Here is a 12,355-nt window from a genome sequence, read left to right as displayed (position 1 = left end):
CAGTTTCTCTATTTTCTCGTCGCATCTCCCACAACCGTGTGAAGGCCGTAGGCAAACTGCTTGAATCCGTAGAAGGCGAACGTGGCCCAGATGAGCAGTGCCGGTATGGCGGTAAGCCACGGATTGAGCATGATGGCGACTACCGACGCCGAAAGGGTTCCAGCGGAGAGGACAGCGATACCGACGATGCCGTTGATGGCGGCATCGGTGGCGGCGGACTGGCGGGTCATGCTCGGCTATCGAGTCGAATAGCATAAAATGTCTTTCATCATTTACTTCGGTCGCGGAAACACTCTAAGCGAAGCTATCGCTGACTACTGACGAACCGCCACAGCATCCCCAAATAGTGCGTCCAAATCCGGATGCTCGACCAGTTCGTACTCGTTTTCAACTCGGCGGACTGCGCCCGATTCCGCGAGATGTTCGAGGTGGGCGTAGGCTTCGCCCGGCCCGTGGAGAACGTGGATGCCGTCAAGTTCCCCGAACAGGTGTCCGGCAACCGACCACGGGTCTGCAGACCCGTGGTCGGCCAGCACGTCGAGAATGTTCTCTGCACGTTCGCGGTGGTGGTTTCGGATTTCCCGCGCTCGCTCCGCAGGGGTTTCCATCACGTCGCCGTGGCCCGGCCACGCGCGGTCGTAATCGGAGTCGATGAAATGGGAAAGCGTGTCCAGATACGCCGCCAACGGATTGTCGAGTCGAACGTCGGCACCGCCGACGTTCGGCGTGATGTCGGGGAGGAGGGCGTCCCCGGAGAACAGTTCTCGACCTGCGTTACCGTCGAAGGCAAACCCGACGAGTCCCTCGGTGTGCCCCGGCAGATGAACGGTTTCGAGTCCAGTGGCACAGTCGAGTTCGTCGCCCGCCGAAATTCGCTCGATGGTGGGTGCCGGGCCGTCGAGTCGGCCGACCTTCTCCGCCGTCGCCAACACCGCCTTCTGAATCGGTTTCGGAAGGCCCCACTCGCGGAGGAGGGTTCGCTGGCGCGCTTCGAACACGTCCCACGCCTCGTCCTCCTGAGCCACCAGTGCCGCATCGGCTTCGTGAACGAACACCGTCGCGCCGCTTTCTTCCTGTACCGTTCCGGCGAGTCCGGCGTGGTCGGGATGCCAGTGGGTGAGGACGACCTGTTCTACGTCCGCGAGGGACTGGCCGTGCTCGGCCAGTCCCGACCGGAGCGCGTCGAGGGTTTCGGGCGTTCTCACACTCGTGTCGATGAGCGTCGTCTGCTCGTCCGCTGCGGTGCCGAGCACGTAAACGCTGTTTTCCCCCTCGAACTCCGTGTTTCCGAGTCGAATCCGATTCACAGTTAGAGTCATCTGTCGGATATGATGTCACTTTTGTTCTCGACTCGAACGGTGTCACTACTCGGACATCACAAAGCAGATCGCAAAACACTGTGTCGCGTTACGAATCGTCCGTTAGAATCTGTGCGAGCGAGAGCGCCCCGAACGCCGAAACGAGGAGCGCACCCCAAACCAGGTCGGGGACGAGCGAGAACGGTCGGACGCCGACCCACGCGGAAGAAACGAGGGCGATTCCGACCGCCGTGAGACGTCGGTAATATCGAAGCCACGGCAGTTCGGTGTCGTCCGAACCGTCTCCCATGTCGGCGTCGGGTTTGTTCTCGCCCGCGGTTTCGCCGGGGGCGTTGAGGTACGGGTCGAACTGGTCGGCCAGCGGGCCGCGTTCGACGATTCCCCGACTTTTATTGTAGTCGATGATGCCTTCGTTGTCGAGTTTCGGGAGGTGGGACTGGTAGAGGGCGATGTACACGCGCTGGCGCTCGTTGGAGGAGAGTTCTCGTACTGTCGTGTCGTTTTCCCACGCGGCGACCTGTTCTGCGAGGTCACGCATTTCGATGCGACCATCGGTGTCCTTGAGATATCGAAGCGCGTCCCGCCGACGTTGTGTCTGGAGAATGTGGAAGATTTTGTCGCGCGACAGCGGTTCGGGTCGGTCTTCGACCGCACTCTCGAACTCGTCTACCGGTTGTGAGTCGCTGCTCACGCTCATCGTTTGTCCCGGTAGTTGTCGCTTACCCCTCGATTCGCGTCGTTCAAGCCCGGATTATCGTCGTTGGTTCGTACCGGCGTTCTCATTCGTTCCGGTAATCGGTCGTTTCGTTGCTCGCGTGCCATGTGATTCAATATCTCTGGTAGATTTTAAAAAGGTGTTGGGTCTGGGTCAATGGGCATGGTTTAATTTATAAATAAATCTGCGATGGTACTACCGGATACGATAACATTCTCTCGTTTCCGGGACAGTCATCGGGCTTTTAATATTTGGAAATCGATGCTTTCCACGACGATGGAGCACTTTAACAGGGATTCGTACCGGCACGGCGTCCGCCAACTCGCTGGCGATGTCCACGAACGAATGGGTGCCGGGATGAGCATGCGCTCCGCCCTGTATCGCTCGCTCGGGGGATGCGTCTTCGACCTCTGGAACCGCGAGGTGTCGCTTCGCATCTGTGAACTGTCCGAGCGGGAACCGGAAATCGACGTGGTGAACGACGTCGTCGCCGAGGACGACAGTGTCACGCACGCCGATTACGAGGTGTACATCCGCGCTATGGCGCTCTCCGTCCTCGCGCAGGACGTGCGCCACGTGGTCGAGAATACGGTCAACGCCGACGCAACCCCTGCTGAACTGCGAGGTAGTCGGCGCGAGTTACTCGAATAGATTCGTATCCCGAATCTCGGTCGGTAGAAATCCGGGCAGTAGATTTACTCACGAGGCTGTTGTGCCCCCGCTATGACCGACGCTGACAACGAGGAGTTTCAAACCTGCGCCAACTGCGGAACGTTGGTGAACATCGCGGAACACCATCCCACGGTCGTCGTGAGATACGGCGCGACCGCAAACGACATCGAACGGGTGACACTTCATTTCTGTAGCGAGGACTGTTTGGACGAATGGACGGGGCCGTTTCTGGACTGAGGAGTCGTTTTACCCCGAGTAACCATCGAATCCGGCGGAAACGTTCTCGGGGCTTTACGCCCTCCGAGCGCACCCATCTCGTATGGACGTTCAAGTTCCAGAATCGCGCGTCAAACAGGTCGGAATCGGGGTGGGCGCCGTCGTCGGCGTCGTCGTGCTTTTGCTCGTCGTCCTTCCGGTCGCACTGCTCGCCGTCGAGATACTCGCCGGAATCGTGGTCACAATCGTCTCGACAGTTACCGAACCTCGTATGGGTCGTCGTCCGGCATGAACCGACCCAAATCCACCGTCTGCTGGTAGTCTCCTGCAAGAATCGCGTCTAATCGTACTCTGAGTTTTTCGGCATCTCCGTCTTCCCACTCGCGTGGGTCACGCACTGGCACGACGAGGAATCCGCGTCCTTTGATTTCCTCTGCGTGGAGCGCCGCCATGTCCGGCGTACCGCCGTCGAATCCGTATTTTCCGGCCTGCGCGGTGAACTCCCAAAAGACGTGTTCGGTCGCTTTTTCCCCCACTGGAAGCAGGATGTGGGCCGCAATTGCCCGCAGTTCGGCGTCGAAAAACCGCTCCATGTCGCCGTACTCCGCCGGGGTCGGTTCGCGGTCACCCGGCAGACAGCACATGTGGAGATAACTCATGAACAGGTTCCGAATCGCCGGTTCGTCGCTGTAGGCGTCGCCGAGCAAGCCGACATCGTTTAGCACTGGCTGAAGCGTTTCACCGGCCTCGCTTCCCGTGAAGGGTATGCTCGTTTCGTGGCCGCCGTGGACGCCGGGGTGGTCGCCGACGAGGTGAAAATCCGCGTTCGCATCGCCGTAACCGAACACCGTACAGGTTCCGCCGGGGACGCATTCGTGTTGGCAGGGCGGGCGCATTCCGAACGGGTTGCTGATTCTGTCCGTGACGTTCTGCACGGGATTTCGTAGGTTAGTAGCGGTTAAAGGCAGTACGGTTTGGTGCGAATTTGGCCGGTCGGTTTAGCGACATCGGGGATGAACCCCGTGGATGTCGCACTCGAACAACGAATCACTCGAACTGACTCGACCCGAGGCACGGGTCGTCATTTCGGCGCTTTCGGAACAGCAAGCGCGAGGCGGAACGTCCGACGAGCAGGCGTCGAACGTCCGCGAACACCTAAAGGAGGAATTCGACTTCGAGGAGGACGAATCGACCGACGTGCTGTTCGAACAGTACGGTGAAGGGTTCTTCGAAGACACAAGTTCCGAAATCGTGGCGTTTTCGGAGCGAGAGGCGGAAATGGTCGCTACTGCGCTTTCACGGTTCGAGAACGACGCCCACGACGAAAATCGAGAAACGATTCGAGATGTTCGCAGTCGGTTCGAAAACGAGTTCGGCGTGACTGTCGGAGCGAGCTGACTGTCCCGCGCCGAATCGCCTACTTCTCGTTCACTTCCAGCACTCGCCCCGCGGCAATCGTCTGGCCCATGTCCCGCACCGCGAAACTGCCCAGTTCGGGAATCTCCGACGACGGTTCGATTGAGAGCGGTTTCTGCGGTCTGACGGTTACGACGGCGGCGTCTCCGCTTTGGATGAAGTCGGGGTGTTCTTCCTCGACCTCGCCGCTGGCGGGGTTGATTTTCTGATCGAGTGCTTCGATTGTGCAGGCGACTTGCGCCGTGTGCGCGTGGAAGACCGGCGTGTACCCCGAGGTGATAACCGAGGGGTGTTGCATCACGACGATTTGGGCTTTGAACGTGTCGGCGACCTTCGGCGGGTCGTCCGCCGGGCCAGCGACATCGCCCCTGCGAATGTCGTTTTTGCCGACGCCACGGACGTTGAATCCGACGTTGTCGCCGGGTTGGGCCTCCGGCACTTCTTCGTGGTGCATCTCGATGGTTTTCACTTCGCCGCTCACGTCGCTCGGTTGGAACGACACCGATTCGCCGACGTTCAGGATTCCCGTTTCGACGCGGCCGACTGGCACCGTTCCGATGCCGGAAATCGTGTACACGTCCTGAATCGGCAGGCGGAGCGGTGCATCCGTCGGCGGCTCCGGCTCCGGCAGGTTGTTCAGCGCTTCGAGGACGACTCGGCCGTCGTACCACGGCGTGTTGTCGCTTTCCTCGACGACGTTGTCGCCTTCTAACGCTGAAATCGGGATGAACTCGGCGTCGTCGGTGTTGAATCGGACTTGATTCAGCAGGTCTTTCACTTCCGCGACGACCTCGCGGTAGCGGTCTTCGTCGTAATCGACCGCGTCCATCTTGTTCACGGCGACGATGAGTTCGCCGATGCCGAGCGTCCGCGCGAGGAACACGTGTTCCTGCGTCTGTGGTTGAACGCCGTCGTCAGCGCCGACGACGAGGACCGCGTTGTCGGCTTGGCTCGCGCCGGTAATCATGTTCTTCACGAAGTCGCGGTGACCCGGCGTGTCCACGATGGTGAAGTAGTATTCGTCGGTGTCGAACTCCTGATGGGCGATGTCGATGGTAACCCCTCGTTCGCGCTCCTCCGCGAGGTTGTCCATCACGTAGGCGAACTCGAATCCGCCTTTGCCCTTCTCTTCTGCTTCTTTCTTGTGCTGTTCGATGACGTGCTCTGGAACGCTTCCCGTTTCGAAGAGGAGGCGTCCGACCAACGTCGATTTTCCGTGGTCTACGTGACCGATAATCGCTAGGTTCTGGTGTGGCTTGTCTGGCATCTTCCTGTTTCCCCGTACTCTGTCTCTTTCACTCTCCGCGACAAAAACAGTTGTGTCGAAATCATCGGTTTCTCGCCTGCTAACGGTCGAAATAACTCGCTCGCCGATGCTACCATTTTTGGAGAAAGTATTTGTCATCGAGGCGTGATGATAACGATATTCCTATGTCCTCGTTCTCCCGTCGTACAGTTTTCCGGTTCGGTGGCACGACACTTGCCTCCGGGATGGCTGGCTGTTCCCGTCTCGCTTCGTGGTCGGAACCCGACCCTCCACGAATCGTGGATTTCAGAACTATGAATTTCGACGACGAACCGCACACCGTCCACGTACTTCTCTACAAAGATGGCGAAACCGCCTACCGGAAGTCACTTCGATTGGAGGCTGGTCGTTCTGACGACCCTTCTGAGAGTAAATTCGGCGACTATCCGGCAGAGTCGGGTGCCGACGTTCTCTATGCGTGGCGTGACGACCAATCGGAGGAACAGCGGCGAGAACTCGATTTCAGTGAGTACGAAACGGAATGCATCGGCTTCAAAGTCCTCGTCGGAAATATTGACGAGCCCACTCCGAGAGTTTCCATCTGGCAGACGACGAACTGCAACGCAGGAACGTAAATTCGGTAAAATGCGTCTTGCCGCTCCCCACCGATTTAATCCCCTGCCACGCGAATCCACCACACATGCGCGCCGCAGTGCTGAAAGCCTATGGCGAACCGCTTTCCATCGAGGATGTCCCCGAACCGACTCCGGAACCGCACGGCGTCGTCGTCGAAACCGAAGCCTGCGGCATCTGCCGGAGCGACTGGCACGCGTGGCAGGGGCACGGCGAATGGGCCGACGACCAAGTTCCAATCGGACAGATTCTCGGTCACGAACCCGCTGGAACGGTCATCGCCACCGGAGAACAGGTGCGCGGAATCGAACAGGGCGACAGAATCGCAGTACCGTTCAACCTCGGACGCGGCCACTGTGAGTTTTGCCAGAACGGCCACGGAAACGTCTGTGAAAACGGGATTTCGCTCGGCTTCGAGGCGAACGCACCGGGCGCGTTCGCCGAACAGGTGCACGTCCCCTACGCCGACTACAACGCGGTTCACCTCCCGAAAAACGTCTCCTCTGTCGAAATGGCCGGACTCGGCTGTCGGTTCGTAACGGCTTATCACGCACTCGCGCACCGCGCCGACCTCACGCCGGGCGACTGGGTCGCAGTACACGGCTGTGGCGGCGTCGGCCTCTCGGCGGTTCACGTCGCGGACGCCCTCGGCGCAAACGTCGTTGCGGTCGATATGGACGACGGCAAACTCGACACTGCGAGGGAACTGGGCGCGGACGAGACGATTCAGGTCGAACCGGCGCGCGCCGATGCGGCGGACGTTCCGACGGCGATTCGAAATCTGGTCGGCGGGGACGGAGCGCACGTCTCGGTCGATGCATTGGGAATCGCCGAAACTTGTCGCAACTCCATCGACTGTCTCAGAAAGCGCGGCCAGCACGTCCAACTCGGGTTGACCACCGACGAGGAACGAGGTGAGGTGTCCCTGCCGACCGACGCAATGACGATGCGTGAAATCACCTTCCTTGGGTCGCGCGGGATGCCACAAACCCGATACGGTGAACTCCTGCGGATGCTCGACCGGGACGTGCTTTCGCCCGGAAAACTGGTCACGAAGACGGTTTCGTTGGAAGACGTGCCGGACAGACTCGACGCCATGAACGACTTCGGAACGTCGGGAATCGAAGTCGTGGAGTTTTCGCGTTAGTCGTCGTTTCGATACTCGTCTAAGCAGAGCGCGAAGAAAATGAATCCCATCGAACAACAGATGATACCCGCGACGATGAGAACCCGCTGGCCGTATGGGCCGGAAACTGTTCGAAGGTTCGAGAGAACGACCCCGCCGATGGCGATGAACAGCACGCCGAACGCGACGAAGAGGAGCGTTTTGACCCGTCGGGTGTTCATGCGTTCGTCTCGTCGCACCGCTACCTAATCGGTGTTTCTTTCACTCATACGAGACAGTATTTTGAAAACAAAACATATTTTACAATTATGCTTCGTACCATCCAGTATGCTTTCCCAAACAAGTCTCACCTTCGCCCGCGCAGTGCTCGTCGGACTGCTACTGCTGGCGACGCCGGGTGTCGCGTTCTTCCTCGTCGCGAACGCGCTCGCCTCTAACGCGGGACTGGTTGGGTGGCTTCTCACGGTCGTCATCCCGCTCGCGCTGTTCGGAGTTAGTCTGTATCTGCTAACCGGCGACAGACCGAAATGGCTCTCCTCGGTCGGCAGACGGGCGTAGAAGACGCCGCTGGTATTTGCTCTCCCTACACTGGCGCTTTTTCCAGACAGCTCACCTGCTCCCAGTCGCGGCTGTCGTCCAATCGGTAGAGTCGCTGACGGGCGTCCGGAATGTACACTTCTTCCGTGACGGCACCGACTTCCGTTAGATTCTCCAGCGCGCTTCTGACCGTCCGCGCCGACAGCCGTGACCGCTCGACGATTTCTTTCTGTGTGTGGGCACCGCTGTACTCCAACACTTTGAATACGAGCTTCGCGCTCGGCGGCAGGTCACACAGGCTCGTCAGGGTCTGCTTCTCCATGCACAAACCGACGGACGCCATCCACTAAACCGCTCGCTAACGCACAGGTAACCCGGTGTCACCCATGTCACCCGCCGAAAAGCGTAGGTTCTATCATTGAGGACTGTGAATAGGTAAGTATGCAGCCTGAACTTGCAAGTCGGGAGCGCGCAACTGACATCGACCGACTGTTCTGCCGCGAGTGTGGGGAGCGATTCGAGGCGGATACGGCGACCGACGACGGTTGGCGGTATCGGTGCCCGAACGAGGATTGTGATGGCTCGGGTATCCGCGAAGACCTCTATCCGGTCGAGGACGTACTTCCGTCGCACCGATAATCGACCAACCTTCGATTTTCACGCTCCCGCGTTCTTGCTATTCGCCTTTATTATCCATTTTTGTCATCTGTTTTTGCGACCCGTTTCTTTCTCCGACGGACGGATGGAAACCCTTTAAGTCGCCACACTGCACGAAAACGAACATCAGATGCGGTCCGACGGACTCGTCATTCAACTGCTTGCCACGCTCCTGCTCGTTGCCGGACTCGTCCTCACCGGCTACGCACTCCTCCAGCCGCCGCAAAGCGCCACGACGTACACGCTCACCGTCGAACAGGTGAACGAAAACGAACCGGGCGTGCGCTCTTCGTCGGTGCAGTACGGCGACCTTTCCGACGAGGCGCGACTCGCGTTCGGACGCGCGAAATTTCAAGAGTCGTACGAGATGGAAGAAGAACCGCCCGACCAACTGCGAAACTCGTTCGTCATCGACGGCGACCTCGTGTACCGAATCGACATCAGCGAACGAGAACACATCACCGAGCGGATGGCGACCCTGTTCGGAGGCACGACGACTGCCCTTATCGGCGCGTTCGTCTTCGTCTCGTGGCTCGACGTGGTCAGCGGATTCCGGTCGGGTTCGAACTAGCCGCTCGAAGCCAACTCTGGTGGCTTCGAGCGGCCCTTTTCTGTCTCTCCCAGCGGTTTACGCATTTCCGAGCAACGCTTCGACATCCTTCTCGAACTCGTCTGCGTACTCGCGTCGGAGTCGAAGCGCCTCCTCGCGGGGAAGCGTCCAGCCGTTTTCGATACGCTGTGAAATCGGATGATAGCGCGACACGTCGAACCCCATCGTGGTCAGATAATCCTGCACGCGGAGCGACGCGATGCCCTCCTTGATGGCCTCTTCACTGAGTTCGCGCAGTTCTGCATACGGTGGTATCCCGATTTCTTCCGTCCGCACGCCGGTTTCTCCGATGGTCACCTCCTTGTACTCGGTCTGCTGAAGGAGATTCGTAATTTCACTCACGAGCCGAACGATTTGGCTTGGAAATGCGGTGTCCGGCGCGCGCCATTCGACAGTGGGCGATTTGTGGCGAAGTCGAACCGGGGTCAACACCGTGTCGTCGCGGTGGAAGTAGTTCCCGAACGTTTCCGGGTCGATGCCGCGCTCCCGTGCGAGAACTTGCAGTGTGTGGTACTGTTCGTCGATGCGGGCTTCCCATTGGTCTTCGGTTTCGACGTAGTCCCACAGGTCGCGGTAGCGGGCGAACGTCGTGTGCGATTCGTAGCGATACACTGCCGCGCGGGACGAACACGCCACCCTGTTTCCGCTGATGTACGGCGAGGAACAGACCAGCGCGAGCGCCGGGTCGAGCGCGGTGAGCAGGTTCAGTTGCCGAACCACGTTCCCACGGTCGAAATGAACATGCGTCCCCGCACAGTTCATCGCGTACTCCATGTCGTCGCCGTACATGCTCTCCAGCAGTCGCCCCCGCTTCGACGTGATTTCGAGCGACTCCCGCGTGAGCGGCGTTCCGAGTGGAACGAGCGACAGGCCTCTGTTTTCTGCCACATCGCAGACGGTTCGAAGTGTTCGTCCGAACTCGCGTCGGAGTTCTTCTGCTCCCGAAACGGGCGGCGTCTGCACCTCTATCAGCGGCGCGACGAACTCCGGGACGACGTACTCGCTCACGTCGAACAGCTCGTCCAGCAGTCCCCCTGTTTCGGTCGCTAGCTCACCCGACTCGTCGATAATCCAGTATTCCGCTTCGACTCCTATTTTCATGTCCCAACCCCCGGTCGGCGACGGCTGTCTAATCTCTCTGCCCCGAAATCGAACGTCACCGAACGATGACCATAGTACGCCACCCGACGGCTAATAACTTACGCGAATTATTTCATCATGAATTCGGTTGCACGCTCTTCGATAAAATAATTTCTTTCCACCAGATTCGATTCAGAGCGGCCAAAACGCGGCGATTCCGAGTACCGTCACGACCGACAGGAGCAGTTGGAGCGGCGCGCCGATTCGGAAGTAGTCCGTGAATTTGTACCCGCCCGGCCCGTAGACGAACAGATTCGTCTGATAGCCCACCGGCCCGAGGAACGACGTGGAAGCCGCGAACGTCACCGCGAGGACGAACGCGAAGGGGTTCGCGTCGATGCGAAGCGCGGCCTCGACGGCGACGGGAATCATCACGACGACGCTGGCGTTGTTGCTGATGACCTCGGTGATGAGGCCGGTGGCGATGTAGAACACCCAGAGGACGGCGATGACGGGGAGGAAATCCGCGCTGGTCGCGACGAATCCGCCGAGGAGTTCGGCCCCCCCCGACGATTCGAGGGCGATACCGAGCGGGATGACGCCCGCGAGGAGGAAGATGACGTTCCACTCGACCGAGTCGTACAACTCGTGGGCTTTCAGCACGCCAGTTGCGACCATCGCAACGACGCCCGCCAGGGCGCTGACGAGAATCGGGTAGATGCCGAGCGCGGCGACGAGGACGACGCCCGCGATGATGGCGAGGGCCGCCGGAATCTTCTCGGTTCGGTAGTCGGGGTCGGACACCTGATGGGCAACGATGAAATCCCGATTCGCGGCGAGGCGGTCGATGCTGTCCGCGGAGGCCTGCATGAGGAGGGTATCGCCGACGCGAATCCGAACCCGGTCGAGGCGCTCGCGGATGAGTTCACCGCGGCTTCGAAACGCGAGGACGGTCGCGTTGTAGCGTTCGCGGAACGTCGAACTCGAAAGCGTTTCGCCGACGAGTTCGGAACCGGACGGAATCACGACTTCGACTAACGTCTGTTCCTCGCCGGGGTCGAACGTTTCGTCCGTCGGCGTGCCGACCAGCGTCAAATAATCGAGCGTCACCAGCGACTGGAGGGTAGAGCGGTCGGTTCGGAGTTTCAGCACGTCACCCCCGCGAATCGTTTTCTGGCCGATGGGTTCGATGAACGTCTCGTCGTCGCGGACGATTTGGACGATATCGGCGTCGAAAATTTCCGCGTCGATGGCTTCGTTGACGGTCTTCCCGACGAGTGGCGACCCTTCGTTGACGACCACTTCGGTCAGGTACTCGCCCATCTCGTACTCCTCGATGTAATCTTCCTCCGGCGGGACGCGCTCCGGCAGGAGTCGATGGCCGACAAAGAGGAGGTAGAGACTCCCCGTAACGAGGACGATGACGCCGAGCTGAGTGAACTCGAACATCGAAAACGAATGGAGTCGCGGGTCTGGTGTCGTCGTAGCCAACCGCCCCGCGACGTTGCTGGCGAGGATGTTCGTAGAAGTGCCGATGAGGGTGAGCATCCCGCCGAGCATGGAGGCGTAGGAAAGCGGAATCAGCAGTTTCGAGGGCGACGTTTTCCCTTCGTGGGCGAGGTCGGTGATGACGGGAACCAAGATTGCAACAACTGGTGTGTTGTTCACGAATCCCGAGGCTGGCCCCGCTACGCCAATCGTGGCGAACAACTGCTTTTTGAGGTCGGTGCCTGCGAAGTTCGCCAACTTGCTTCCGAGCAGTTGGACGACCCCGGTTTGGCTCACCCCGGAACTCAGAATGAGCATAGCGAGCACGGTAATCGTCGCCTCGTTAGCAAAGCCGGAAATCCCCGTTTCCGGGTCGATTCCCGTCCACGGTTCGAGGACGATTAGTGTGACCATTATCAGAATTGCAGTCACATCGACAGGAAGGAGTTCGGTCGCGAACAGAACGAGCGCGAGGAAGACGACGGCGAACACTACCAGCATGTCAGTCGTCACTCCGGCAACCCCTACCTGCAACATGGTTTACTGTACGAATGGTTCCCTGATAACGGTTTTCTGTTGAGTGTACGATTCTCGAAAATAGATCTCCGAACGGTTCGCGGTGTCGGTTTTCAAATCTTCG

At 59.3% G+C, this 12,355-nt stretch carries 19 protein-coding genes; 9 read left to right on the top strand and 10 right to left on the bottom strand.

The features are described 5' to 3' along the window. Positions 1–8 precede the first annotated feature (8 nt). The 4 genes from BW974_RS18205 to BW974_RS27040 all read right to left on the bottom strand — a co-directional run bounded on the left by BW974_RS18205 (position 9) and on the right by BW974_RS27040 (position 2,141). Positions 9–230, bottom strand: a complete 222-nt coding sequence (locus BW974_RS18205; RefSeq protein ID WP_076431670.1) for a hypothetical protein — start codon at positions 228–230, stop codon at positions 9–11. Positions 231–314: 84 nt separating this feature from the next. Next, the gene (locus tag BW974_RS18200; RefSeq protein ID WP_076432221.1) at positions 315–1,307 is read right to left on the bottom strand and encodes an MBL fold metallo-hydrolase; all 993 of its coding nucleotides are present in this window, start codon (positions 1,305–1,307) and stop codon (positions 315–317) included. A 100-nt stretch (positions 1,308–1,407) separates the two neighbouring features. After that, entirely contained in the window at positions 1,408–2,016 is a 609-nt protein-coding gene (locus BW974_RS18195; RefSeq protein ID WP_076431669.1) for a DUF7344 domain-containing protein, read from the bottom strand. Further along, complete coding sequence (locus BW974_RS27040) at positions 2,013–2,141, bottom strand: hypothetical protein (RefSeq protein WP_281247715.1); 129 nt, start codon at positions 2,139–2,141, stop codon at positions 2,013–2,015. Before BW974_RS27040 ends, BW974_RS18195 begins: the two co-directional genes overlap by 4 nt. A 154-nt stretch (positions 2,142–2,295) precedes the next feature. On the opposite strand from BW974_RS27040, the gene BW974_RS18190 reads away from it, so the two are divergent. From BW974_RS18190 to BW974_RS18180, 3 genes are all read left to right on the top strand, one after another. After that, a complete protein-coding gene (locus BW974_RS18190; protein ID WP_245800185.1) occupies positions 2,296–2,685 on the top strand; it encodes a hypothetical protein in 390 nt (129 codons plus the stop codon). Between the two features lie 72 nt (positions 2,686–2,757). After that, positions 2,758–2,943 (top strand): DUF7576 family protein, encoded by a 186-nt coding sequence (locus tag BW974_RS18185; protein ID WP_076431668.1) that lies wholly within the window; start codon positions 2,758–2,760, stop codon positions 2,941–2,943. Positions 2,944–3,025: 82 nt separating this feature from the next. Continuing rightward, positions 3,026–3,214: a hypothetical protein gene (locus tag BW974_RS18180; RefSeq protein ID WP_076431667.1), complete on the top strand. Its 189-nt coding sequence runs from the start codon at positions 3,026–3,028 to the stop codon at positions 3,212–3,214. Here the strand turns inward: BW974_RS18180 and BW974_RS18175 are convergent. After that, a complete protein-coding gene (locus BW974_RS18175; RefSeq protein ID WP_076431666.1) occupies positions 3,180–3,857 on the bottom strand; it encodes a uracil-DNA glycosylase family protein in 678 nt (225 codons plus the stop codon). The genes BW974_RS18180 and BW974_RS18175 overlap by 35 nt on opposite strands. A gap of 91 nt (positions 3,858–3,948) precedes the next feature. Between BW974_RS18175 and BW974_RS18170 the strand changes: the two genes are divergently transcribed. Beyond that, on the top strand, positions 3,949–4,320 hold the full coding sequence (locus tag BW974_RS18170) for a hypothetical protein (protein WP_076431665.1): 372 nt from the start codon (positions 3,949–3,951) through the stop codon (positions 4,318–4,320). Positions 4,321–4,339: 19 nt separating this feature from the next. On the opposite strand, the gene tuf is transcribed toward BW974_RS18170, so the two are convergent. Continuing rightward, positions 4,340–5,605: a translation elongation factor EF-1 subunit alpha gene (gene tuf / locus BW974_RS18165; protein WP_076431664.1), complete on the bottom strand. Its 1,266-nt coding sequence runs from the start codon at positions 5,603–5,605 to the stop codon at positions 4,340–4,342. A gap of 164 nt (positions 5,606–5,769) precedes the next feature. On the opposite strand from tuf, the gene BW974_RS18160 reads away from it, so the two are divergent. Together BW974_RS18160 and BW974_RS18155 are read left to right on the top strand one after the other, a co-directional pair. Continuing rightward, positions 5,770–6,219, top strand: a complete 450-nt coding sequence (locus BW974_RS18160) for a hypothetical protein (protein ID WP_139328933.1) — start codon at positions 5,770–5,772, stop codon at positions 6,217–6,219. A gap of 65 nt (positions 6,220–6,284) precedes the next feature. Next, positions 6,285–7,364, top strand: a complete 1,080-nt coding sequence (locus BW974_RS18155; RefSeq protein WP_076431662.1) for a zinc-dependent alcohol dehydrogenase family protein — start codon at positions 6,285–6,287, stop codon at positions 7,362–7,364. Here the strand turns inward: BW974_RS18155 and BW974_RS18150 are convergent. After that, positions 7,361–7,564 (bottom strand): hypothetical protein, encoded by a 204-nt coding sequence (locus tag BW974_RS18150; RefSeq protein ID WP_076431661.1) that lies wholly within the window; start codon positions 7,562–7,564, stop codon positions 7,361–7,363. The two genes, BW974_RS18155 and BW974_RS18150, sit on opposite strands and share 4 nt — an antisense overlap. Before the next feature lie 106 nt (positions 7,565–7,670). Here BW974_RS18150 and BW974_RS18145 point away from each other — a divergent pair, with 106 nt between their 5' ends. Next, a complete protein-coding gene (locus BW974_RS18145; RefSeq protein ID WP_076431660.1) occupies positions 7,671–7,901 on the top strand; it encodes a hypothetical protein in 231 nt (76 codons plus the stop codon). A 25-nt stretch (positions 7,902–7,926) separates the two neighbouring features. On the opposite strand, the gene BW974_RS18140 is transcribed toward BW974_RS18145, so the two are convergent. Further along, positions 7,927–8,202: a helix-turn-helix domain-containing protein gene (locus BW974_RS18140; protein ID WP_049972099.1), complete on the bottom strand. Its 276-nt coding sequence runs from the start codon at positions 8,200–8,202 to the stop codon at positions 7,927–7,929. Positions 8,203–8,321: 119 nt separating this feature from the next. Here BW974_RS18140 and BW974_RS18135 point away from each other — a divergent pair, with 119 nt between their 5' ends. After that, entirely contained in the window at positions 8,322–8,519 is a 198-nt protein-coding gene (locus BW974_RS18135; protein WP_076431659.1) for an HVO_2901 family zinc finger protein, read from the top strand. Between the two features lie 148 nt (positions 8,520–8,667). Beyond that, a complete protein-coding gene (locus BW974_RS18130; RefSeq protein WP_076431658.1) occupies positions 8,668–9,108 on the top strand; it encodes a DUF7979 domain-containing protein in 441 nt (146 codons plus the stop codon). A gap of 57 nt (positions 9,109–9,165) precedes the next feature. On the opposite strand, the gene BW974_RS18125 is transcribed toward BW974_RS18130, so the two are convergent. Together BW974_RS18125 and BW974_RS18120 are read right to left on the bottom strand one after the other, a co-directional pair. Further along, entirely contained in the window at positions 9,166–10,248 is a 1,083-nt protein-coding gene (locus BW974_RS18125; protein WP_076431657.1) for a glutamate-cysteine ligase family protein, read from the bottom strand. 171 nt (positions 10,249–10,419) lie between these two features. Continuing rightward, the gene (locus BW974_RS18120) at positions 10,420–12,252 is read right to left on the bottom strand and encodes an SLC13 family permease (RefSeq protein ID WP_076431656.1); all 1,833 of its coding nucleotides are present in this window, start codon (positions 12,250–12,252) and stop codon (positions 10,420–10,422) included. Positions 12,253–12,355: the final 103 nt, after the last annotated feature.

It is taken from the genome of Haladaptatus litoreus, from assembly GCF_900156425.1.
GTDB classification, from domain to species: domain Archaea; phylum Halobacteriota; class Halobacteria; order Halobacteriales; family Haladaptataceae; genus Haladaptatus; species Haladaptatus litoreus.
This window is presented reverse-complemented; position numbering and strand designations above follow the sequence as displayed.